The 21,894-nt window shown below is 57.0% G+C and carries 18 protein-coding genes; 8 read left to right on the top strand and 10 right to left on the bottom strand.

Annotated features, from left to right (window positions below; translation table 11 throughout):
- Nucleotides 1–463: 463 nt before the first annotated feature.
- Together EL191_RS23345 and EL191_RS23350 are read right to left on the bottom strand one after the other, a co-directional pair.
- Nucleotides 464–1,687: a CaiB/BaiF CoA transferase family protein gene (locus EL191_RS23345; RefSeq protein ID WP_013717795.1), complete on the bottom strand. Its 1,224-nt coding sequence runs from the start codon at nucleotides 1,685–1,687 to the stop codon at nucleotides 464–466.
- Between the two features lie 57 nt (nucleotides 1,688–1,744).
- Nucleotides 1,745–2,923, bottom strand: a complete 1,179-nt coding sequence (locus EL191_RS23350; protein WP_041975336.1) for an acyl-CoA dehydrogenase — start codon at nucleotides 2,921–2,923, stop codon at nucleotides 1,745–1,747.
- A 181-nt stretch (nucleotides 2,924–3,104) separates the two neighbouring features.
- Between EL191_RS23350 and EL191_RS23355 the strand changes: the two genes are divergently transcribed.
- The 4 genes from EL191_RS23355 to EL191_RS23370 all read left to right on the top strand — a co-directional run bounded on the left by EL191_RS23355 (nucleotide 3,105) and on the right by EL191_RS23370 (nucleotide 7,361).
- Nucleotides 3,105–4,001, top strand: a complete 897-nt coding sequence (locus EL191_RS23355; RefSeq protein ID WP_013717797.1) for a LysR family transcriptional regulator — start codon at nucleotides 3,105–3,107, stop codon at nucleotides 3,999–4,001.
- A gap of 473 nt (nucleotides 4,002–4,474) precedes the next feature.
- Complete coding sequence (locus EL191_RS23360) at nucleotides 4,475–5,596, top strand: Re/Si-specific NAD(P)(+) transhydrogenase subunit alpha (protein ID WP_041975339.1); 1,122 nt, start codon at nucleotides 4,475–4,477, stop codon at nucleotides 5,594–5,596.
- An 11-nt stretch (nucleotides 5,597–5,607) separates the two neighbouring features.
- Nucleotides 5,608–5,922, top strand: a complete 315-nt coding sequence (locus EL191_RS23365) for an NAD(P) transhydrogenase subunit alpha (RefSeq protein WP_013717799.1) — start codon at nucleotides 5,608–5,610, stop codon at nucleotides 5,920–5,922.
- A gap of 2 nt (nucleotides 5,923–5,924) precedes the next feature.
- Entirely contained in the window at nucleotides 5,925–7,361 is a 1,437-nt protein-coding gene (locus EL191_RS23370; RefSeq protein WP_013717800.1) for an NAD(P)(+) transhydrogenase (Re/Si-specific) subunit beta, read from the top strand.
- Between the two features lie 57 nt (nucleotides 7,362–7,418).
- On the opposite strand, the gene EL191_RS23375 is transcribed toward EL191_RS23370, so the two are convergent.
- A complete protein-coding gene (locus EL191_RS23375; RefSeq protein ID WP_126403530.1) occupies nucleotides 7,419–9,272 on the bottom strand; it encodes a sulfatase family protein in 1,854 nt (617 codons plus the stop codon).
- Between the two features lie 55 nt (nucleotides 9,273–9,327).
- Between EL191_RS23375 and EL191_RS23380 the strand changes: the two genes are divergently transcribed.
- Entirely contained in the window at nucleotides 9,328–10,128 is an 801-nt protein-coding gene (locus EL191_RS23380; RefSeq protein WP_013717802.1) for a 2OG-Fe(II) oxygenase, read from the top strand.
- Here EL191_RS23380 and EL191_RS23385 read toward each other — a convergent pair.
- From EL191_RS23385 to EL191_RS23415, 7 genes are all read right to left on the bottom strand, one after another.
- Nucleotides 10,091–11,236 (bottom strand): acyltransferase family protein, encoded by a 1,146-nt coding sequence (locus EL191_RS23385; protein WP_041975341.1) that lies wholly within the window; start codon nucleotides 11,234–11,236, stop codon nucleotides 10,091–10,093. The genes EL191_RS23380 and EL191_RS23385 overlap by 38 nt on opposite strands.
- Nucleotides 11,237–11,292: 56 nt before the next feature.
- Complete coding sequence (locus EL191_RS23390; protein ID WP_013717804.1) at nucleotides 11,293–12,456, bottom strand: acyltransferase family protein; 1,164 nt, start codon at nucleotides 12,454–12,456, stop codon at nucleotides 11,293–11,295.
- 23 nt (nucleotides 12,457–12,479) lie between these two features.
- Complete coding sequence (locus EL191_RS23395) at nucleotides 12,480–13,517, bottom strand: phytanoyl-CoA dioxygenase family protein (RefSeq protein ID WP_041975343.1); 1,038 nt, start codon at nucleotides 13,515–13,517, stop codon at nucleotides 12,480–12,482.
- Nucleotides 13,514–14,281 carry a class I SAM-dependent methyltransferase gene (locus tag EL191_RS23400; protein ID WP_041975345.1) on the bottom strand — a complete coding sequence of 256 codons (768 nt, stop codon included), beginning with the start codon at nucleotides 14,279–14,281 and terminating at the stop codon, nucleotides 13,514–13,516. The genes EL191_RS23395 and EL191_RS23400 overlap by 4 nt, the downstream gene beginning before the upstream one ends.
- Before the next feature lie 68 nt (nucleotides 14,282–14,349).
- Nucleotides 14,350–15,357 carry a glycosyltransferase family 2 protein gene (locus EL191_RS23405; RefSeq protein ID WP_041975347.1) on the bottom strand — a complete coding sequence of 336 codons (1,008 nt, stop codon included), beginning with the start codon at nucleotides 15,355–15,357 and terminating at the stop codon, nucleotides 14,350–14,352.
- Entirely contained in the window at nucleotides 15,354–16,277 is a 924-nt protein-coding gene (locus tag EL191_RS23410) for a glycosyltransferase family A protein (protein ID WP_041769619.1), read from the bottom strand. Before EL191_RS23410 ends, EL191_RS23405 begins: the two co-directional genes overlap by 4 nt.
- Nucleotides 16,278–16,290: 13 nt before the next feature.
- Nucleotides 16,291–17,037: a sulfotransferase family protein gene (locus EL191_RS23415; protein ID WP_041769620.1), complete on the bottom strand. Its 747-nt coding sequence runs from the start codon at nucleotides 17,035–17,037 to the stop codon at nucleotides 16,291–16,293.
- A gap of 130 nt (nucleotides 17,038–17,167) precedes the next feature.
- Between EL191_RS23415 and EL191_RS23420 the strand changes: the two genes are divergently transcribed.
- The 3 genes from EL191_RS23420 to EL191_RS23430 all read left to right on the top strand — a co-directional run bounded on the left by EL191_RS23420 (nucleotide 17,168) and on the right by EL191_RS23430 (nucleotide 21,893).
- Complete coding sequence (locus tag EL191_RS23420) at nucleotides 17,168–17,923, top strand: ABC transporter permease (RefSeq protein WP_041975352.1); 756 nt, start codon at nucleotides 17,168–17,170, stop codon at nucleotides 17,921–17,923.
- Between the two features lie 7 nt (nucleotides 17,924–17,930).
- The gene (locus EL191_RS23425; protein ID WP_013717811.1) at nucleotides 17,931–18,689 is read left to right on the top strand and encodes an ABC transporter ATP-binding protein; all 759 of its coding nucleotides are present in this window, start codon (nucleotides 17,931–17,933) and stop codon (nucleotides 18,687–18,689) included.
- Nucleotides 18,690–18,764: 75 nt separating this feature from the next.
- Nucleotides 18,765–21,893 (top strand): glycosyltransferase, encoded by a 3,129-nt coding sequence (locus tag EL191_RS23430; protein WP_080764229.1) that lies wholly within the window; start codon nucleotides 18,765–18,767, stop codon nucleotides 21,891–21,893.
- Nucleotide 21,894: the final 1 nt, after the last annotated feature.

Raw genomic sequence — 21,894 nt, forward strand, 5'->3', positions numbered from 1 at the left:
CAGTTGTTAAAGAACAGTTGGTTAAGCTTTTCGTCTCAACCGAGGCCGCGCATTCTACAGCAGCCTTTCTATCTGTCAAGCTGTTTTTCGATTTTGTTTCCGGAGAAACTTCTTTCTACTCAACCACTTGCGCTTTCGATCAGAGCTTCTTCTCTCCAGCGGGAGGCGCATTCTACAGCGTTCAAAACCGCTGTCAACACCTCTTTTCTACCGCTTTCGATCCACTTGACCGAACCACCAACAGAGTCAAACCAACACCCTGCCGACCGGCGCGCATTCTACACGCCAGATCCAGATTTGCAAGCCCTTCATTCAACTTAACTTATTGATTAACAAGAAGTTTTTGAAGCGCTTCATCGCTGAAGTGGCGCGCATTCTACATGAGCACGACGAGCTGTAAACCCCTGACGTGCAAATAATTACGTAAATCGAATCAACTACTCTGCCGACTATATATAGGGGCTCAAAGAACCCCTGCCTCGCGTAACTCGGCAATCTGCGTTTCACTCATGCCCAGCAACCTCTGCAGCAGGCTATCGGTGTGCTGGCCCAGCAGTGGCGGAGCCGAACGATAGGCCACTGGCGTAGCGGATAGGCGCAGCGGACTGGCGACCTGCGGAGTACGACTCCCCAGCGCATTGGGCAGATCGAGACGCAGCCCCCGCGCCTTAACCTGAGGGTCGGCGAACACCTGCTGCAGATCATTGATCGGCCCACAGGGCACTCCAGCCTTTTCCAGCAACTCGATCCACTGCGCCGTAGTCTTGAATACCGTGGCCTGGCGCAACAGCGGGATCAACTCGGCACGATGGGCAACCCGGGCCTTGTTAGTGACAAAGCGCGGGTCATCGGCAAGGTTCGCAATACCCGCCACCTCGCAGAACTTGCGGAACTGCCCGTCGTTGCCAACCGCAAGGATGAAGTTGCCATCGGCACTGGGGAAATCCTGGTAGGGCACGATATTGGGATGGGCATTGCCCAGGCGCTTGGGTGATACACCTGTCGCCAGGTAGTTCATGGCCTGATTGGCCAGGCAGGCGACCTGCACATCAAGCAAGGCCACATCTATATGCTGACCCACACCGGATTGCTCACGCTGATTCAGCGCAGCCAGCACACCTACGGTGGCATACAGCCCGGTAAGGATGTCGGTCACAGCCACCCCGACCTTCACCGGCCCAGCCCCTTCTTCACCTTCCGGACGCCCGGTCAGACTCATCAGGCCGCCCAGCCCTTGGATCATGAAGTCATAACCGGCGCGCTTGGCATAGGGACCGGTCTGACCGAAACCGGTAATGGAGCAATAGATCAGGCGCGGATTGATCGCCGCCAGCGACTCGTAGTCGAGGCCATAGGCCGCCAAGCCACCCACCTTGAAGTTCTCCAGTAACACATCGCACTGCGCCACCAGCTCACGCACTAGGCGCTGCCCCTCGGGCTGAGTGAAATCCAAAGTCAGTGACTGCTTGTTGCGGTTGGCGCTCTGGAAGTAAGCCGCCTCACGCGAATCGTTACCCTCGGCGTCCTTTATATAAGGAGGCCCCCAGTGCCTAGTGTCGTCACCGGTTCCCGGCCGTTCGACCTTGATCACCTCGGCACCGAGGTCGCCGAGGATCTGCCCGCACCAGGGGCCAGCGAGTACGCGGGAAAGATCGAGCACGCGGATATGCGACAGAGCACCGGACATAAAAATTCTCCGCAGGGCGCGTCAAGCGCACCCTGGATCATTGAGAGACGTAACGACTTAGAAGAACGCCTGGATACCGGTCTGCGCACGACCAAGGATCAGCGCGTGCACGTCGTGGGTACCCTCATAGGTGTTGACCACCTCGAGGTTGACCAGGTGACGGGCGATGCCGAACTCGTCGCTGATGCCATTGCCACCCAGCATGTCACGCGCCATGCGTGCGATATCCAAGGCCTTGCCACAGCTGTTGCGCTTCATGATCGAGGTGATTTCCACAGCAGCGGTGCCCTCGTCCTTCATTCGACCGAGGCGTAGGCAGCCCTGCAAGGCCAGGGTGATCTCGGTCTGCATATCGGCGAGTTTCTTCTGGATCAGTTGGTTGGCCGCCAGGGGACGGCCGAACTGATTGCGGTCGAGTACGTACTGGCGCGCGGTATGCCAGCAGAACTCGGCGGCACCCAATGCTCCCCAACTGATGCCATAGCGCGCAGAGTTCAGGCAGGTGAACGGCCCGCGCAGACCACGCACATCGGGAAAGGCGTTTTCTTCAGGGCAGAACAAATTGTCCATGACGATTTCGCCGGTGATCGAGGCGCGCAGCCCGACCTTGCCGTGAATCGCCGGCGCGGACAGACCTTGCCAACCCTTCTCCAGAACGAAGCCGCGAATCTCGCCGGCATCGTCCTTGGCCCAGACGACGAAGACATCCGCGATCGGGCTATTGGTGATCCACATCTTGCTGCCAGTCAGGCGGTAGCCGCCTTCGACCTTCTTCGCACGCGTGACCATGGAGCCGGGATCGGAGCCGTGGTTTGGCTCGGTCAGGCCAAAGCAGCCGATGTACTCGCCGCTGGCCAGTTTGGGCAGGTACTTCTGCTTGGTCGCCTCGTTACCGAACTCGTTGATCGGCACCATCACCAGCGAGGACTGCACGCTCATCATCGAGCGGTAGCCGGAATCGATACGCTCCACCTCACGGGCGATCAGGCCATAGCACACGTAATTCAGACCACTGCCACCGTAAGCTTCGGGGATGGTAGCGCCGAGCAGGCCGGTTTCCCCCATCTCGCGGAAGATCTTCGGATCGGTCTGCTCGTGACGGAAGGCTTCCAGCACGCGCGGCGCCAGCTTGTCGTCGGCGAACTGTTGCGCACTGTCGCGCACCATGCGCTCTTCTTCCGTCAGTTGCTGATCCAGCAGCAGCGGATCGATCCAGTTGAAGCTTGCCTTGGCCATCGCGAGAACCCTCGAAACAGGTGAATGATCGGTCGAGCCAGTCGACCCAGGAATGGCATTGATCCTAGGCCCACTGCGCAGACAGGACAAACGCAGAATTCGCACAGATCTGTGCTTTTTAATCACTTCGAGATAGCTTAAATGCCTGCACAGAACATCGCTGAATGAGGCTTTCGCACAAATGCGCCGCAAGATCCCCAGCACGGCAGCCCTGGTCGCCTTCGAGTCGGCCGCTCGCCACCAGAGCTTCACCAAGGCAGCCGACGAACTGAGCCTGACGCAAAGCGCGATCTGCCGACAGATCGGCGGACTGGAAAGCTTTCTCAATGTCGAGTTATTCCGCCGCTCGCGTCGCGGCGTTGTGCTGACAGAAGCAGGCGTCGCCTACAGCCGCAAGGTAGCCGCGCAACTCGATGCAGTGGAACGTGACACCCTGGCACTGATGGGCAATCAGGGCACCAGCAGTATCGAACTGGCAGTGGTGCCGACCTTTGGTACTCAGTGGCTGCTGCCGCGTTTGCGAACCTTTCAGCAATTGCATCCAGAAGTGACCGTGCACCTGACCAACCGCACACGCCCCTTCCTGTTTGCCGACACCCACTTCGATGCCGCCATCTATTACGGCGACGCGGAATGGTCGGGTACGCAGGCGCATTTTTTGATGCACGAGCACCTACTACCGGTCTGCAGCCCGGCGCTGCTGGGCGACGCCCCGGTCGATGCAGAACGCATCGCGACACTCCCCTTACTCCAGCAGACCACTCGCCCCTATGCCTGGCGCCAATGGTTCGCCGCCCAGGGCATGAGCGTCGCGCGCGACATGACCGGCCCACGCCTGGAGCTATTCTCCATGCTGGCCCAGGCGGCACAGCATGAGATGGGCATCGCACTGATCCCGCCGTTCCTGATTCAGCGCGAGCTGAAAGACGGCAGCCTGGTCATAGCCCTCGATCGTGCAGTTCCCAATAACGACCGTGGCTATTACCTGATGGTGCCAGAGCGCAAGGCCGAGTCCTCGGCGCTCAAGGCCTTTCGCGACTGGCTACTCGTGCAGGCCGCCACCTATCAACAGGCATGAACCACTCGTACAGTCATCACGCACGCCGAATACCATTCCTTCTTATACAGCCAGAATTGATACGAGTAGCGCAGACAAGGTCACACTACAACGCCTTCCTCGAATCTATTCGCGTCAAGACCAGTACTTTCGGGCTATTCCACTATTTTGAACGTTCTGTTCGTCACTTTTCACACAGCAGCCAATGCGACCAACGGTCATTCGCTTGGTGAATGGCAAAAGCCCTCTGAAAGTCTCGTGGGACCTGCTTGTGATCAGAAACGGCGCGGCTTGTACGTAATATAAAAATCCCTCATAGACCCATTACTTGTAGTAATCCATTTTTTTTACTCCATAACTTCTTGTAAGGGTACGAGTTCGATTGCACAATCGCCGCGCTCGCCACGTTCCGGCGGGTTATGTGCTGATCCCCAATCGCCGGCGCGCCAGCGCAGTGCACCGGTTCACAAAAAAGATCACGCAGGAGATTAGAAGTGCACATCGGTGTTCCTCTCGAAACCCATGTCGGGGAGACGCGGGTTGCCGCGACCCCAGAGACCATCAAGAAGCTGGTCGGCCAAGGTCATCAGGTGACCGTGCAGGCGGGGGCCGGCATCAGCGCCAGCATTCCGGACAGCGCTTACGAGGCTGCTGGCGCGACCATTGGCAACGAGACGAGCGCTTTTGGCGCCGACCTCGTGCTGAAGGTGGTCGCACCAACCGAAGCCGAGCTCGTCCACATGAAAGCCGGTGCCGTGTTGGTTGGCATGCTCAACCCGTTTTGCAACGACACCATCGCGCGCATGAACGCTCGCGGCATCACCGCCTTCGCACTCGAGGCCGCGCCGCGTACCTCCCGTGCGCAGAGCCTGGACGTGCTGAGTTCGCAGGCCAACATCGCCGGCTACAAGGCCGTGATGCTCGCCGCCAACCACTACCCGCGCTTCATGCCGATGCTGATGACCGCTGCCGGTACTGTGAAGGCCGCCCGTGTGCTGATTCTCGGCGCAGGCGTCGCCGGCCTGCAGGCCATTGCCACGGCCAAGCGCCTGGGGGCGGTGATTGAGGCCTCCGACGTGCGCCCTGCGGTTAAGGAGCAGATCGAATCGCTCGGCGCCAAGTTCGTCGACGTACCGTTCGAGACCGATGAAGAGCGCGAGTGCGCGCAAGGCGTGGGCGGCTATGCCCGTCCCATGCCGCAGTCCTGGATGGAGCGCCAGGCCAAGGCCGTGCACGAACGCGCCAAGCAGGCCGACATCGTCATCACCACGGCGCTGATTCCGGGTCGCAAGGCACCCATCCTGCTGCACGAAGCCACTGTGCAAGAGATGAAGCCGGGCTCCGTGGTCATCGATCTGGCCGCTGCGCAAGGTGGCAACTGCCCGTTGACCGAGGCCGATCAGGTCGTGGTCAAGCACGGCGTGACCCTCGTCGGCCACACCAACCTGGCCGCACTGGTACCGGCAGACGCTTCCGCCCTGTATGCACGCAACCTGCTGGACTTCCTCAAGCTCGTGATCGACAAGGAAGGCCAGTTCCAGCTCAACCTAGAAGACGACATCGTCTCGGCTTGCCTGATGTGCAATGCCGGCGAAGTCGTGCGCAAGAACGGCTAAGGAGTAGAGACATGGATCTGATTTCCGACGGCATCTACAACCTGATCATCTTCGTGCTGGCCATCTATGTCGGCTACCACGTGGTGTGGAACGTCACCCCGGCCCTGCACACCCCGCTGATGGCCGTGACCAATGCCATTTCCGCCATCGTGATCGTCGGCGCCATGCTCGCCGCCGCACTGACCGTCACCCCGCTGGGCAAAGCCATGGGCACCCTGGCCGTGGCGCTGGCTGCGGTCAACGTGTTCGGCGGCTTCCTGGTCACCCGACGCATGCTGGAAATGTTCAAGAAGAAGGCGCCGAAAGCGCAGGTGGAGAAGCACTGACCATGAGCATGAACCTGATCACTGTTCTCTACCTCGTCGCCTCGGTGTGCTTCATCCAGGCGCTCAAGGGCCTGTCGCACCCGACCACGTCACGGCGCGGCAACCTGTTCGGCATGGTCGGCATGGCACTGGCAGTGGCCACCACCGTCGGCCTGATCTACAAGCTCGGCGCCGAACTGGCCGTGCAGGGCATTGGCTTCGTCATCGTCGGCCTGCTGGTCGGCGGCACTGCCGGCTCGATCATGGCCAAACGCGTGGAAATGACCAAGATGCCGGAACTGGTCGCCTTCATGCACAGCATGATCGGCCTGGCTGCCGTGTTCATCGCCATTGCCGCCGTCGTCGAACCGCAATCGCTGGGCATCGTCGCCGCGCTGGGTGATCCCATTCCGGCCGGCAACCGCCTGGAACTGTTCCTCGGTGCCGCCATCGGCGCCATCACCTTCTCCGGCTCGGTCATCGCCTTCGGCAAGCTGTCCGGCAAGTACAAGTTCCGCCTGTTCCAGGGCGCACCGGTGGTGTTCAAGGGCCAGCACATGGTCAACCTGGTGGTCGGTCTGGCGATTGTGGCCCTGGGCCTGTACTTCACCTTCACCGGTGACATCCATGCCTTCGCCATCGTGGTCGCACTGGCCTTCATCATCGGCGTGCTGATCATCATCCCCATCGGCGGTGCCGACATGCCGGTGGTAGTGTCGATGCTCAACTCCTACTCGGGCTGGGCGGCGGCCGGTATCGGCTTCTCGCTGAACAACTCGATGCTGATCGTCGCCGGTTCGCTGGTCGGCTCTTCGGGCGCCATCCTCTCGTACATCATGTGCAAGGCGATGAACCGTTCGTTCTTCAACGTCATCCTCGGCGGCTTCGGCGCCGATGCAGACGCTGGCGGCCCGGGGGGCGCGCAGCAAGAGCGCAACGTCAAGTCGGGCTCTTCCGATGACGCCGCCTTCCTGCTGACCAACGCCGACACCGTGGTCATCGTCCCCGGCTACGGTCTGGCGGTAGCGCGCGCTCAGCACGCATTGATGGAACTGGCCGAGAAACTGACCCACCGTGGCGTGACCGTGAAGTACGCGATCCACCCGGTCGCCGGCCGTATGCCGGGCCACATGAACGTGCTGCTGGCCGAAGCCGAGGTGCCGTACGAACAGGTGTTCGAGATGGAAGACATCAACTCCGAGTTCGGCCAGACCGACGTGGTGCTGGTGCTCGGCGCCAACGACGTGGTCAACCCGGCAGCGAAGAACGATCCGAAGTCGCCGATCGCCGGCATGCCGATCCTCGAGGCGTACAAAGCCAAGACCGTGATCGTCAACAAGCGTTCGATGGCCAGCGGCTACGCCGGCCTGGACAACGAACTGTTCTACATGGACAAGACCATGATGGTCTTCGGCGATGCCAAGAAGGTCATCGAGGACATGGTCAAGGCTGTGGAATAAGGCTCAGCGTAAAAACAAGAACCCCGGCTAGAGCCGGGGTTCTTGCTTTCTAGACCTTCAGCGACAGAGTCGCTGGAGCATATCGCTCAAAGCAAGTCCCTCTTGCTCTGGCAGCACCAACTTGTTGATCAGCAGCGGCTCGGACAAGGGGGCACCTCGATACGCCTCCTTACCATCAGCCTGCGCACCAATGTAAGTCGGGTTACTCAATACCTTTGCCGTATCGGGTCGTTCAAGCACCCGATCGCTATCTAAGACTGGCTGACCGTTCCAATAAAGCAGCAGGCGAGCCTTGGCCGGTCCTGGAAAAGGAAAAGTGCTTGCCGGCTTCACGTGCGTGCTGATTACCAGACTGTCACAACGCCCATCAGCCTGCACAGGCTCGCTGAGCTGAAGCGTCCCGCCATGGCGAACCTCAAGCCGTCGATCAGGCAGCAGTCGCACTCCCCAAACACCTGGCTGATCCACCAGCGTCTGCGCGCCTCCAGCAAAACTCAACTGTCGCAACGACAACCCCAGGCTGTAGCCACCAAATACAGGGGCTCGCTGAAAATTCCGGCCCGTCAACACGCCCGGTGAGTTCTGATCTGCGGCTTGCCATTGCAGGGGAACAGGCCTGACCTGCCATTCCCAGCCGCGAATGAGGGCACTAGCCTGCTTTCCGTCAAACTCGGTAACCGGACGATCTTCGCTTTTATGCTTATCGATCGCCGGGGTCACTGCGCCACTGTGTAATTGCCCCAATGGCTCGCGATAGAAGAATCGGCGCTCATTCAGCAGATGCGCTGAGTAGGTCATTCCCAGGGCTCCTCCACTGTCACCTGCCCAGTAGAGCGCGTCAAAACCCGGTACGCTGCCACCCTCAAACAGAGGTAACAGGTTTCGACCTGCAAGGCCCTTCGGGGGATTGCCTCCTGCGATGGAGACCAACGTTGGGAAGATATCCATGAACACCGTCGGTTCTCGGATATCCTGATTCTCATAATGCCCCGGCCATCGAAGCAGAAGCGGCGTGCGCACTCCGCCCTCAGTATAGGTCGCCTTCTTGCCGATCAGCGGGTAGTTGTTATCCATATTGATATTGGCACCGCCGTTATCGCTAGCGAATATCACCACGGTATTGTCCGCCTGACCGCTTTCCTCAAGCGCTTTGAGCAAGCGCGCCATGTTGTGATCAAGCTGACTCAGAATGGCGAAATATTTCCCTTCCGGCGTATCGGGAAATTGCGTACTGAAGGCAGGGCTCGGCTGATAGGGCGTATGCGGCGAGAAGAGCCAGAGGTTGATGAACCAAGGCTTTTCCCCCACACCTGACTTCACCAGTTCGACAGCTTTGTCTGTAAGGATATCGTCCAGATAACCCTGGTGCTGGGCTGGCGCAGAACCATTGTCTTGCAGCCACGGATTGATATGCGTTGGCTGCCGACGCACCGGGCGCCCGTCTGGCCCCGGCCCCTGCAGAACGAAATGGTTGAGCATGCCGAACCAATAGTCGAAGCCCTGTTGTCCGGGCTGAATCTCTTCGTACTCCAGCGCCTCACCTAAATGCCACTTCCCAACATGCAGGGTTCTATAGCCCAGCGACCGCAAGGATTTGGGCAAAGTGACCAGGTCGGGGGACAGTCCAAGGCCATCTGCCTGGAAGCCCACGCTCACTGGGTGGCGGCCACTGATCAAGCTGGCTCGACTGGGAGAGCACGTACTGTCTGTGTAATGGCGACGCAAGCGCACTGCGCTTGCGCTCAGTGCATCCAGCGTTGGCGTAGGCGCCCTGCCATCCCCCCAACTTGCTATATCGTTGTTGCCCAGATCATCGACCAGCACCAACAGGATGTTTGGCTTTGCGTGCGATTCGGCCGCATTGCCTGCATAGGCCGTACACAGCAGAATGCCAAGCAGCACGAGACGCATGCGCGCACCGCGACCATGACGAAACAGAACTCTCATCTAGAAGGATCCCTGGCGAATGAATGGAGAAAACTTTCCCAAGTTGTCAGGCAACAAGGACATACAACCGGACTCCGGATTGTTGATCAATTACGACGCGCTGCGCACGGCAGCCGCGGAGCTGGGTGAAATATATCGCTCCAACGAGCCTTTCCCGCACATCGTCATCGACAACTTCCTGCCTCGTGCGACATTGGCACGCCTGCTTGCCGAATACCCACATGACCAGTCGCTGCCAATCTGGAATGAGGCTACGCACAAGGACAAGCAAACAGGTGAGTACGTACAGAAAGATAAGCGCAACATACGCGATCTGATGGCCATGCCACCGAGCTACCGCCAATTGATCTGGGAATTGAATTCGCATTATTTTCTTGATTTTCTCGCCGGGATGACCGGTGTTGGCAACCTGATCCCAGATCCCAACTTGCGAGGCGCCGGCATCCACCAGATTGGTCGAGGAGGCTTTCTCAAAGTGCATGCGGACTTCGCCACTCATCGTGAGTTCGGCCTTGATCGTCGACTCAATTTCCTACTCTACCTAAACCCGGATTGGCCCGAAGAATACGGCGGACATCTCGAGCTCTGGGACAAAGAAATGCAAGGCCCTCCGACGCAGGTGCTGCCATTACTTAATCGCTGCGTAGTCTTCAGCACTACAGCAACCTCCTATCATGGCCACCCGAAACCTTTAACCTGCCCTGAAGGCATCTACCGTAAATCGCTGGCGCTCTATTACTACACCAACGGCCGTCCTGCTGGAGAAGCAGAGCCCGGCTTCGCTACGCTCTGGCGTGATCTGCCCGAGGCCTACCGCTAAGCGTCGGTAACTGGCTTTTCAATAGCAGGCATGGTTTTTCAATAGCGTGATGACAGAGGACTGCCAAAAACCATGACAGCATGAAGCTGGCAATTATGGCGGTAATCATCCTGATGTCAGAGGTGTTCAATCCAGCGACCTTGAGCGGATGTAGCAGATAAAACTGTACGGGCAGATGAACGAGATAGAGCGAATAGGAAATGCTTCCGAAATGACTGAACAGCGGATTTATAAAGAGCCGCCCGCCTGCCGCCATCGGCCCCAGACCGCATAGCAACACGCCAGCCCACAGTAGCGCCTCAAGATCGTGATACAGGGGCATGGCCATAGTCGCTGATCGCTGCCCCACAAGACCATACCACTGCAGCAGCGCAATCAACGCGGCCAGAAGCGCCAGTGCGATCAGCGTCACCCGCAGCGGAAACGCTACCAGCCTTGCGTAGGTTGAACTCATGTGGAACCAGGCAGCCAGGCCACCAACCAAGAACGCAAAACCACGCCCAAACAACGATGATTGACTACCGGTAGGTAGGACCAACCAACCGGGTTCAAGAAGATGCAGCCAATGCAGGCTCAGCCATATTGATAATCCCAGAAGAATCAACCAGCGGCCCTTGCGCTGATGCAACGCCAGCATCAGCCAGGGCAACAAGAGATAAAACTGCATCTCGGTGCACAAGGACCACCAGGGCACACTGAAAGGAAAAATTGAAAAGCCAACAGGGATAAACATCAGCGCCTTGAAGGCATCAGTGGAGTTACCGCTCACCAGCCAGGCAACGAGGACGACAGCGTAGTAAAGAGGCACGATGCGGAGAATTCGCGCTAGATAGAAGTGCCCAATACTGATCCTCGCCCCCTCATGCAGTGCGCGGATAAACGGTCGCGTCAGCAAAAAACCGCTAAGCACGAAGAATAGAGTGACTCCGGTGTTTCCAGCTCCAACCAGCCGTAGCCAAATCGACGAAGCTGCAGATAAGGGGCCCTCTCCCAGTAATATCCCGTGCACATGAAACGCAACGACCAGAAGGATGGCCCAACCTCGGAAGGATTCGAGCTGAGGAATGAAAGCCCCTGGCTGGCGCAGACCTCCGGTTGTCTTGAACATCTGCCGTCCTTTCACCATCACCTACCTGCTTATATCGCCGCGGTGCCAACGGCACCTCAGGTTCCGAATGGCTTCGCATCCACCCGTGTAGTGATTCGCTCTCGAAGGTCCGATACCGGCTTCTCGAAAAAGCTGAATACCAACACCGAAATACCCCAGACCAGCAGTAGCCAGATAGCAGCCGCCACTAGCAAAACAGGCCAGGGACTGCCTGCGTCCAACTCGAACACCGCTCTGATAATGAACAGAAGCGGAAAGTGGCTCAGGTACAGCGTGTAAGAATAAAGGCTGATCTTCGCGACAAGCCCGTGCAGCCAACCAGCAACCGGGCGCAGGCACACAATGGCAGGCAGCAGTAGGAGCGTGCCTATTCCCATCAGGGAAATTGAACCTGCATTAACCACCGCATACGGTACCGAAGGCTGCCAACCGCTATGCACCAACTTCCAGATGGCTGCGAGCCCCAGCAAGGTCAGCAGAGCACCAACTCCTGCCTTAAGAGCTGGTGAGCGTTGCCACCAAGGTGCATACCAACGGCTCAAGGCTGCGGCCAGAACGCCCCAACCAGTCGCATCCAAGTGGTAGATCGTGATTCGTCTGATCTCGGCATCCCACTGGAAAAAACTACTCGGAACTGTGTGATACAGCCTTGCCAGGAAAGGTATGCAGATCAAAACCAACGCTGAGAAGAAAAAGGCCTGCCTGATCGAGAGCTTCATCAGCCGAACACTGCCAATCAACAAAAGTGGCATGATCAGGTAAAACCATTCATCTACCGCCAGCGACCATGACTCGCCAAAAAAATGCGGTTGTCGCTCTGGCAACAGCAGGTTCTGCGAGAAAAAGGCGTACGTCCATTCGAAGGTACCCGTCCCTGGCAATACTTGACTCAGGCCGATATTGACCAGCAAGAACAGGTAATAACAGGGCAAGGTCCTGAACCAGCGCCGCAACCAGAAATCTCGACAGGCCGATGAGGAATCATGCTGCTTCTCAAATATCCTGATCATCATCGTGCCAATCAGATAACCGCTGAGCACGAAAAGCCACTCGATTGAAATGATCGCACTTGCGCTGAGATAGGAAGCCAAACCATTCCAGGCCACCACGCTAGTGGCGACGAAAAGGCCCAGAAAACAATGATTCGCCAGCACGATCACGACAGAAAGCGCGCGCAGGTAATCCAGTCCCGAATTGCGGGAAATCCGCGAATCAGTCATCCATGGGCATCCGATTCAAGCACTCAACAGAGAATTGGGATCTGGCCTAACGGGTAGGCCGACGGCGCAAAGAACCAAGCCTCAATAGCATGGCGTGCGGAGGTCATCGATTCATCGGCAGCCGTGCGATGAAGATTCATCTCATCGAAGAAGATCACATCACCGGCACGAAACCTGAGACGAACTGGCGTATGACCCACCACACCATTCAGGATGGCCTTATCACCAACGGACCAACCGAAATCAGCACCATCCATACCCGTTGGTACTATCCGGTCCAGCCTTGCAGGAATCATGTCCATGGACGGGGCATCGACACCGCAATCGCTCAGGGCAATCCAAAGATTCAAGGTTCTGATGCCCTGCCCCAAAAAAGCACCATCCTGATGCCAGCCGCCTTTGCTATCGGGAGTGACACGTCTGAGGGTCGTTTTTTTTAGAGAAAGCGCAGGGGGCTCTCCCAAGTAGTCAGCTATCACAGGAAGAATTGCCTGCTGCTTGAGCATTCTAATCAGCTTGAAAATGGCTTTGGGCGAATCGCCAGCCAATACGCCGCCGCCATCTCGCACCCACTTCCTCGCGACACGCACATCACCATTCTGCTCGCAGGGGCGTAAGGGCGAGAACCATTCACTGCAACCCTGATTGCTCGCCAGCTGATCGTACGCGTCTATCGCATGATCCACGCAGGCCTTGAGTTCTTCAACCGTCTGCGGGTCAAGCAGGCCTCTAACAATCAGCGACCCATGATTCATGATGCCGCGTGCCATTAGCCCAGCATCGAGAGCCTCGGGCGTGGTTTCGGGGATTGCTCCCGATACAAACTCCGAGGGCCCCACTCGCGGCGGCCAAACATCATGCCCTGACAGCGTAGTTTTCTTGAAGAAACCTCTATGGCGAATCTGCATGAGCCAGGAAAGCTTCTCCATGGACTCCTGCAGCTCGATATCGGCCTCAAGCACCGAGATGGCGTCGTCTATCAGACCGTCTGCGAATAGCTCTTGCGCGTATGCAAGACCATCCGTATGTCGCGTTGCCTCTGGCATCGGCGTATCGTTCATTTGATCGCCTGTTGCGCAGCAGGCTGACTACCCTGCCCCATGCGCTTCAGCTTGCGCATGTTCTCCAAGTGTTTGCTGGCGTGCACATAGAATGCCCGCAAAGAGGCAGCAGCCTTGTCGGAAGAATCCTCGAACAGCAGTTTTAGCAATGCAGGGTCCTGACTACGATCGCCCCCCGGCTTACGTAGCACTCCTAGACCGAAGCCGTGATTGAACGTGAAGGTTTCGTACTGACCACGAATCTCATCCCAGAATTTCCAAGCCCCGAAGTCCTGCAGGCGCGCTTGAACGTCATGGAAAAGAATGATGCCACCCGGTTTTACCCGCGGGTACCAACTCGCGAAGTCCTCACTGACCGCCTCGTAAGTATGGAACCCATCAATGTGCAATAAATCGATGCTGTCTTCACTAAAATGACGCAGTGCATCGTTGAAATACATGCGCATCAAATAGGAAAAGCCATGATAGTTCTGGCGATTATGGTTGTTCACTGCGGTGAAAACTGACTCGTCATACTTATCGGTGTGTTCATCGCCTTCGAAAGTATCTACCGCATAACACAGCCCGTCGATCTCGTTCTCCTTCATCGACTGACAGAAAGTGAAGTAGGAAAGGCCCTTATGAGTGCCGAGCTCTACAAGCATTTTGGGGCGGAGAGCCGCCACTAGGTCGTAGCCGAAAGGCAAGTGATCGACCCAGGTGCTGAACACCATATGCAAGGGCTCGAAATGGCGAATCGAAGGCGGCATGTACACATGGGTCATTCTTATAATTCCTGCTCAGTCTCTAGGTTGTTGTCGCGAGCGCGTCACAGTGATCGCTACGTCGTACTTTATTGCAGACCTGATGTTGCACCCAAAACACCTCGTCTGGCGCCCTCCTTGAGGCGCTCGTCGGCGTACATGTCCTCTTGCCGCTCCGCGCAGCGCTGCACACGGTGCATGCCCCTTTCTACGGAGTGTTTCAGGTAGCGAAGCGCCGGACCAGGAACCTTCCCCAGCAGAATAGGCTCCACCGTCGGAGAACGAAATGACTCGCCCAATAACTCGGTTAACTGCTCTCGCTGGCGATTCAAGATCGTCTCGCGCTCCTCGACTTCCGAGGTCGTTACCCCACCATGCAATTGATGGAAAGAGCCTTCGCCGGGCAGCATGAACGAGCGGGTATGCGGATGCATTGCTGCCTTACGGTAGATGCAAAGATTCAAGGCACCGCCCCCCGGCAAATCGAAACGCTCATCGGCCTGGCCAATATCGCGAAACACCTCGACATCCAGAAATAGGCAATTGCACTCCATGAACGGGTGGAAAATACCGTTAGGATTGGCACCGCTGAGGCAAGAAATCTCGAACAGGCGATAGCCGTTACGCTGCCAGTCGATACCTTCGAGCAGGCGCTGCTCGTGCTGCTCACTGTAGCCGCGGCTGAGATGAAACTGCTGTTCGTGCTCACCAAGGTGATAACCGGGTACTACCACCATAGCCTCGGACGTCATGCGCCGTGCCATCAGCGCATACTGCACCACACCAGGCGAAACCATGCGGGCACCATCGATCATCAATCCGACGAAAGCTCCCTGAGCCTGAGTGAAAGCAAAATTGATCGCTGCGGCCGGAGAAACACCGGGCTCATCGCGCAGAAAGTAACGAAAATTTCCAGGCAAGGCAGTGATCGCTTCGACGTCCATATTTCTTCGTGAACGGTTTTCGACCACTATCACTTCGTAATCGGCAGCCTGGACGCCCTGCTGATAATCAGGGCTTAAGCTGATCAATGTGTTAAGCGCCTGGCGCGGCATATCGTAGACGATCACAATTATCGATAGCAGCGGGCGACTCATTGTGGTTGTACCTTGTCCAGCGAGTGACGAATGAAACGGTAGACACTCGGGTGTGGGGTGCCAAACAGGATCGGTCGCACACTCGGCGGCGCACGATCATCTCCGCGCAATGCGCGATCCTGATCGTCCAACTGTTTGTAGATCACATCGCGCTCAGCCTTGCGCGTACCCGTCGTAACACCCCCGTGGAATTGGTGAAAGGACCCCTCACCGAACAGCATGTAAAACGGTGTGTCCGGAAACTCCAGCAGACGCTTGTAAAGATCCAGATTGGCGTTACCGCCCCCGAAATCGTTGTAACGCGGGTCCACCCCACCCAGCGCTTTCCATTTCCGTACAGACATGGCGATGAAGTTGCTCTCGTAGTTGCTCTGGAAAAAGCCGCCCTGGCAGGAACCACTGAGTACTGCGATATCGAACAGACGATACCCGTCGCGCGGCCAGTCGATGCTCTGCAGCAACTCGGCCTCGGCTGCCTCGTCATACCCTTCATTGACCGCTACCTGCTGAAGTTTATGGCCAATGTGATAACCGGGAGCTGAAACCGCGGCCTCAGGCTCCAATCGGAAGGCGTCCAGTGCCAGCTTGACCACGCCGGGGGAAAGCATCCGAGCGCCATCAATCATGATCGCAACATGACTGCCACGAGCTTGGGCCGCCCCAAAGTTGATGGCATGTACAGGCGTACGCTGGGTCTCCTGGCGATGGAAATAACGAACGTTACCGGCATGACGTATCGCCCGCTCACGCCCCAGAAGACTGTCCGAGTGGTTCTCAACCACGATCACTTCATAATCGGTCTCCCGCACTCCATGTTGGTAAGTGGGACTAAGAGAAAGCAGCGTTTTCTCTGCCTGATCCGGCATCCGATAAACAATCATCACGATCGAGAGCCGTGGCTTACGGCGAAACAAGGCCATGTCCGTCCCTTATTCAGCGCGCGTAAGCACGCAATTGCTGATACATGGCCTGCAAAGCATCCGGTAGCGGAATTGCAAGCTGCTGATGATGCTTGAGTTCGGCGCTGAAAAAGCGCTCCCCTTCAAGGGGCTCGAGGCCTAGCTCAAGCAGAACTTGATTGAGCTTGTCATGCAGAGTCACCTCATCCTCATCGAAGCAGAGCAAAGGAAAAGGCTGCTCTCGATACAACGCCAGCAGGCGCTCGTTATAAGCAGCCCAGAGCATCAGGGCATGCTCCTCGGGCATGCCGCCACGAGCATGCAACGACTGAACCACGGCTGAAGGATGACGGAAAATACCGACAAAACGCAGGTCGGGAAGCAGCTCTCGCCAACCGTCAACCAGCAACAATGAACGCGGGTCTTTGAAACCCCAGTGTGGCGCACCGGCGAAATCAGCGATCAACTCCCGCGCCCGCGCATATTCTTCGGAAGTCCACAGAATGCGGCTCGTGGGCGGATTGTCCCATGCGAAACCGCGTGCGTTCAGCACGCCATCGTTGAACGCCACAATATCGAGGTTCTCTCTGTTACCTTTCAGGTTATGGGGGTTCCAGGCGCTGAACTTACCGAGTTCCAGACCTGCCTGCTGTAGGGAGCCGGTCAGAAAACTGGTTCCACTACGGTGCATCCCGACCACCATGACTGGACGAGGTCCCGGCACGAGCGCCGATTCGACCACTCGCTCCGAGCGGGAGAAAAGATTCCGAATGAACCGCATGTACGCCTCTTGTTCTAGGTGTAAGGCTATGAAGATGGAGCGGCCCCCCAACCATCCGCTAGATGCTTGCGGGAGAGCGAGCACATTGTGTTTAAATGGCTCAGCCATTTCAATCTGGTAGCTAAAATCGATGAACTACGGAGAAATATTGCTGTACGGAGTGTATAGCGACTTGCGCACGGAAATCGCGAGGCGCTTCCTTGGTTTTCTGTGGTGGATCATCGAGCCGGTCATGTACATGGCCGTGTTCTATGTCGTCTTCGGCCTTGCCTTGCGCCAGGGCGGTCCGGATTATGTGCCCTTCCTGCTGTGCGGGATGATCGCCTGGAAATGGTTCGATGGTTCAGTCCGTCAGGCCAGCCTGTCGATTCCGATGAACGCCGGGCTGGTTCAGCAGATTTATGTACCCAAGGGCCTGTTCGCACTCATACAGATCTTCAGCAATACCTTCAAATTCATCATCGTACTTCTGCTGCTGCTGGGCTTCCTCGTGGTCACCGGCAAAACGCCAGGCATGCAATGGCTAGGCTTGCTGCCGGTGATCCTGACACAACTATTGCTCATCATCGCTGTCGGGCTGCTCCTGGCGGCGATCATCCCATTCGCCCAGGACCTGAAACTGGTGGTTGATAATTTGCTGATGCTCATGATGTTCATGTCCGGCATATTCTTCAGCGCGGATCAGGTGCCGGAACACATGCGCGGGGCCTTTGAGTACAACCCGATGGTGCTGTTGATTGGCGCATATCGTGACATCCTCTTGCGAGGTGAGTGGCCACATTGGTCCTCGCTCGGTTACTGCATAGCGTTATCGCTGCCCATCCTGGGCTTGGCGCTGCTGACACTGGCACGCAACGAACGCCGCTATCCCAAACTGCTGTACTGAGACCGCGATGAACGATCAGGTAATTCTCGAAGCCCGTAATGTAGGGCTGTCTTATCGTCAGCGCACCGGCGTTCTGCGCTACAACCAGTTCTGGGCTCTAGACGATGTGAGCTTTACGCTGAAAGCAGGCGAAACGCTCGGCGTGATCGGCGCCAATGGCGCAGGCAAGAGCACGTTGCTGCGCATGATCGCAGGTATCACCGAACCCGACAGAGGCAAGCTTTGGCGCCAGCCAGGTCTAAGCGCGAGCTTGCTGGCACTCAGCGTTGGCTTCAAGCCGGAGCTCTCGGGGCGCGAGAACGTAATAATCGGCGGCCTGCTGCTGGGGCTGTCTCTCAAACGCGTCCGCGCACTGATGGATGAAATTCACAGCTTCAGTGAACTTGGCGCGTTCTTCGAACGTCCTGTGGGCACCTACTCCACAGGCATGCGCGCACGCCTGGGATTTGCCGTAGCCATTCATGCCGACCCGGACATCATGCTGATCGACGAAGTGCTGGGCGTGGGCGATGAGAGCTTCAAGCTCAAGTCTCATCAGGCAATGCGTGACAAGATTCGCGCCAGAAAAACCGTCGTGCTGGTTTCTCATAGCATGGAGGCCATCGAATCACTCTGCGATCGGGTCCTTTGGCTTCATGAGGGCCGTAGCCTTATCTGTGGACCTAAAGACGAAGTCATACGCGGCTATCTGGAAACCATTCGCCTTGCCGTCAAGGCTGAGCAGGCCAAAGAGCGTGCTGCAAAGAAAAACCAGGCGGTAGCCTGATACGCACCGAACAGACCTACACCTCCGTTCGAACAATAAAAATGAGACCAGAAATTCGCTGGTTCTGAGGTTTAAATGAGCGTAGAGCAGACGAAAATCATCGTCGTCTTGGGTATGCACCGCAGCGGCACCAGCGTAGTAACCCGCACCCTCGAAGCGCTTGGCATCAGCCTTGGCGAGAATCTGATGCCACCAGCCGAAAACAACAACGAAAAAGGCTTTTTTGAAGATCTGGCCATCGTCTCGATCAACGACGATCTCATGCGCTCAGACGGGTTCGACTGGCAATGCCTGGCGGGAGGCAGCCAAACCAACTGGGCAAATTTGTGTGAAAGCGCTCAAGGGCAGCGCGCCATTGCCTATCTAGGGGAAATGCTCGAAAAGCATCCTCGCCTTGGGCTGAAAGATCCCCGCATGCCGCGCCTGCTGCCGTTCTGGAAGGCGGTTTTCCGACATATGCAGTTGGAGCCGCTTTTTCTGATCAGTAGTAGGGACCCTCTTAGCGTTGCTCATTCACTGAACAAGCGTGATGGACTAAGCCTGGAAAAAAGCCAACTACTCTGGCTCGACCACTACCTGCCGTGCTTTCGAGAGACTCAGGGCTACACACGCATGGTTGTCGGCTACGACCACTTGATCGACGAGCCACGGGGGCAGTTGCAACGTATCGCACGCTTCTGCGGACTCGACACCCCCGAACCGATGGCAGTTGATAGCTATATCGAGACTTTCCTCGACCAAGGCCTGCGCCACTCCCAAGTTACATTGCATAACCTGCAGCATGACCCACGCGTAGATCCACTTGCACGGCAGATGTTCGAGCTCATGGATTGCTTGGCGAGAGATGAGCAGAACATAGATAGTGACCAAACCCTAGCGCTACTCGATGATCTGTCCACGCAGCTCGAGCAGCGGGCCCCACTAGATCGCGCGCTGGCCGCTCAGGATCGGCAACTACTGGCCTTGAAGCATACGCTCGAACAACAAACGAACCAGCACCACGAACAGACGACCCGCCTGGAACAACAGCGATTGGATCTGGAGCAACAGCGGTGTGAACTGGAGCAGCAGCGCATCTCGCTGCAGCAGCAAGTCAACGATGAGCGCATGCGGCGCGAACACCTCGAGCACAATACCGGCGAGCTCCATACGCAACTGCATAACCTGCGCACAGCTCTGACAATGACACAGGCCAGCATCGGTGAGATGCAACGCTCGACCTCTTGGCGTGTGACGCGACCGCTCAGAACCCTCTCACATCACGTGCAACAGCTCACTCGACGGACCCGCAAGCTGGCCAAACGGCTGGGGCGCGCTCTTTACTATCGACTACCGGTTAATCAGCGCCAACGGCTGGTGCTGCTTGCCTTCAAGCACCTAGGCTTCGCTTTCCGTGGCCTATCTCATTATGAGAGCTGGCAACGTCAACAAGCTTTGGAAAAGGACTACGGTCTAAGCGCGCAAAGCTCATTCCACTACCGTACAGAAGCCGAAACTGGTAAGCCTCGGGGTATGCGCTACGCCATTACTACGACGGGTACAGCGCCATACTGCTACTTGCCACCCAGCCGCAGCCGTGCCGTGGATATTGAACTCAATGGTTTTGCGCATAACCCATTGATATCGATAATCACACCGGTCTACGGCGTTGCGCCTCAGTACCTAGAAAAGCTGATCCAGTCAGTAAAACAGCAGTGGTACGTGAACTGGGAGCTGATTCTGATCGAGGATGCGGGTCCCAACCCGGAAACTCGGAGTTATCTGCAAGCGCTCAAAGATCCACGGATCAAGGTTCGCTTGCTTGAACGCAATGGGGGTATCGCCGCGGCAAGCAATATGGCAATTGAGCTAGCCAAAGGCACCTATGCGGTCTTTCTAGATCACGATGACGAGATCACTCCGGATGCGTTGTATGAAGTAGCGAAAGCAATCAATCAGTACGATCCAGACTTGATCTACAGCGATGAAGACAAGATCGACGCACATGGCAACTACAGCGATCCGTTCTTCAAGCCGGATTGGTCACCCGATGCCATGATGAGCATCATGTACACCTGCCACCTTTGCTGCATCAAGACAGATTTGATCCGTTCGACAGGCGGGCTACGCAGCCAATTCGATGGTGCCCAGGACTATGATCTGGTACTGCGTGTTAGTGAAGTGGCGCAACGTATTCACCATATCCCCAAGGTGCTCTATCACTGGCGCGTACTGCCGTCGTCCATTGCGTCCGGTATAGAAGCAAAACCTTACGCCAGTGATGCCGTGCGCCTGCTCAAGGAAGATGCCTTGAAGCGTCGCGGCCTATCCGGGATTGTCGAACCTGTGGATGGCATGCCTGGACAATTCCGCATCAACTATCTGCCACACAATGAAGCGCTCATATCGATCATCATTCCAACACGGGACAACGTCGGCATTTTGCGTCAATGCCTGGAGTCGATCCTGGAGCATACGCGCTACGACAATTACGAGATATTGCTCGTAGACAACCAGAGCGCCGATGACGCAGCACTCGCGTACTACGAGTCGGTAAAAGCGCACACACGCATCCGCCTGCTGCGCTATCCGCACCCGTTCAACTACTCGGCCATCAACAACTTTGCTGCCGGGCAAGCGCAAGGCGAATACCTGCTGTTCCTCAACGACGATACCCAGGTGGAATCCGCAGACTGGCTTGAGCGTATGCTTGGTTTCGCCCAACAGACACATGCAGGCGCCGTAGGAGCAAAGTTGTTGTTCCCTGCTACACGTCGGATTCAGCACTGTGGCGTGGTCAATCTCGCCGATGGCCCTGGCCATGCCTTTTACAACGCCTGCGCGAGCACGCCGCTTTATTTTGGACGCAACCTGCTCGACTGGAACTGGCTCGCGGTAACGGGTGCTTGCCTGCTGGTCCACCGCGGCAAGTTCGAAGCCATTGGTGGATTCGACGAAGAGCTGCCTGTCGCATACAACGATATCGACCTATGCATACGCCTTCATAAGGCCGGCTGGCATAACCTTGTCTGTGCTGCCGCACAGCTGTTGCATCATGAATCAGTGTCTCGCGGCGTAGATCATGAGGACCCCAGCAAACTCAAACGTCTGGCCAGCGAGCGACGTAAGTTGTTTCGAAAGCACCCTGACTACTTCATGCTGGACCCCTACCACAACAAGAATCTGCATCAGAACAGCGTCGACTTTCTGGTGCTGAACTACTAAG

The sequence above is a fragment of the Pseudomonas mendocina genome (genome assembly GCF_900636545.1).
Taxonomy (GTDB): domain Bacteria; phylum Pseudomonadota; class Gammaproteobacteria; order Pseudomonadales; family Pseudomonadaceae; genus Aquipseudomonas; species Aquipseudomonas mendocina.

Bases quoted from the DNA above. Each gene is read 5' to 3' on its own strand.
- EL191_RS23390 (WP_013717804.1), bottom strand. From the start codon at position 12,456: ATGACTGATTCGCGGATTTCCCGCAATTCGGGACTGGATTACCTGCGC.
- EL191_RS23375 (WP_126403530.1), bottom strand. From the start codon at position 9,272: ATGCGTCTCGTGCTGCTTGGCATTCTGCTGTGTACGGCCTATGCAGGC.
- EL191_RS23420 (WP_041975352.1), top strand. From the start codon at position 17,168: ATGAACTACGGAGAAATATTGCTGTACGGAGTGTATAGCGACTTGCGC.
- EL191_RS23425 (WP_013717811.1), top strand. From the start codon at position 17,931: ATGAACGATCAGGTAATTCTCGAAGCCCGTAATGTAGGGCTGTCTTAT.
- EL191_RS23355 (WP_013717797.1), top strand. From the start codon at position 3,105: ATGCGCCGCAAGATCCCCAGCACGGCAGCCCTGGTCGCCTTCGAGTCG.
- EL191_RS23400 (WP_041975345.1), bottom strand. From the start codon at position 14,281: ATGACCCATGTGTACATGCCGCCTTCGATTCGCCATTTCGAGCCCTTG.
- EL191_RS23410 (WP_041769619.1), bottom strand. From the start codon at position 16,277: ATGGCCTTGTTTCGCCGTAAGCCACGGCTCTCGATCGTGATGATTGTT.
- EL191_RS23385 (WP_041975341.1), bottom strand. From the start codon at position 11,236: ATGTTCAAGACAACCGGAGGTCTGCGCCAGCCAGGGGCTTTCATTCCT.
- EL191_RS23365 (WP_013717799.1), top strand. From the start codon at position 5,608: ATGGATCTGATTTCCGACGGCATCTACAACCTGATCATCTTCGTGCTG.
- EL191_RS23430 (WP_080764229.1), top strand. From the start codon at position 18,765: ATGAGCGTAGAGCAGACGAAAATCATCGTCGTCTTGGGTATGCACCGC.
- EL191_RS23415 (WP_041769620.1), bottom strand. From the start codon at position 17,037: ATGCGGTTCATTCGGAATCTTTTCTCCCGCTCGGAGCGAGTGGTCGAA.
- EL191_RS23405 (WP_041975347.1), bottom strand. From the start codon at position 15,357: ATGAGTCGCCCGCTGCTATCGATAATTGTGATCGTCTACGATATGCCG.
- EL191_RS23345 (WP_013717795.1), bottom strand. From the start codon at position 1,687: ATGTCCGGTGCTCTGTCGCATATCCGCGTGCTCGATCTTTCCCGCGTA.
- EL191_RS23370 (WP_013717800.1), top strand. From the start codon at position 5,925: ATGAGCATGAACCTGATCACTGTTCTCTACCTCGTCGCCTCGGTGTGC.
- EL191_RS23380 (WP_013717802.1), top strand. From the start codon at position 9,328: ATGAATGGAGAAAACTTTCCCAAGTTGTCAGGCAACAAGGACATACAA.
- EL191_RS23350 (WP_041975336.1), bottom strand. From the start codon at position 2,923: ATGGCCAAGGCAAGCTTCAACTGGATCGATCCGCTGCTGCTGGATCAG.
- EL191_RS23395 (WP_041975343.1), bottom strand. From the start codon at position 13,517: ATGAACGATACGCCGATGCCAGAGGCAACGCGACATACGGATGGTCTT.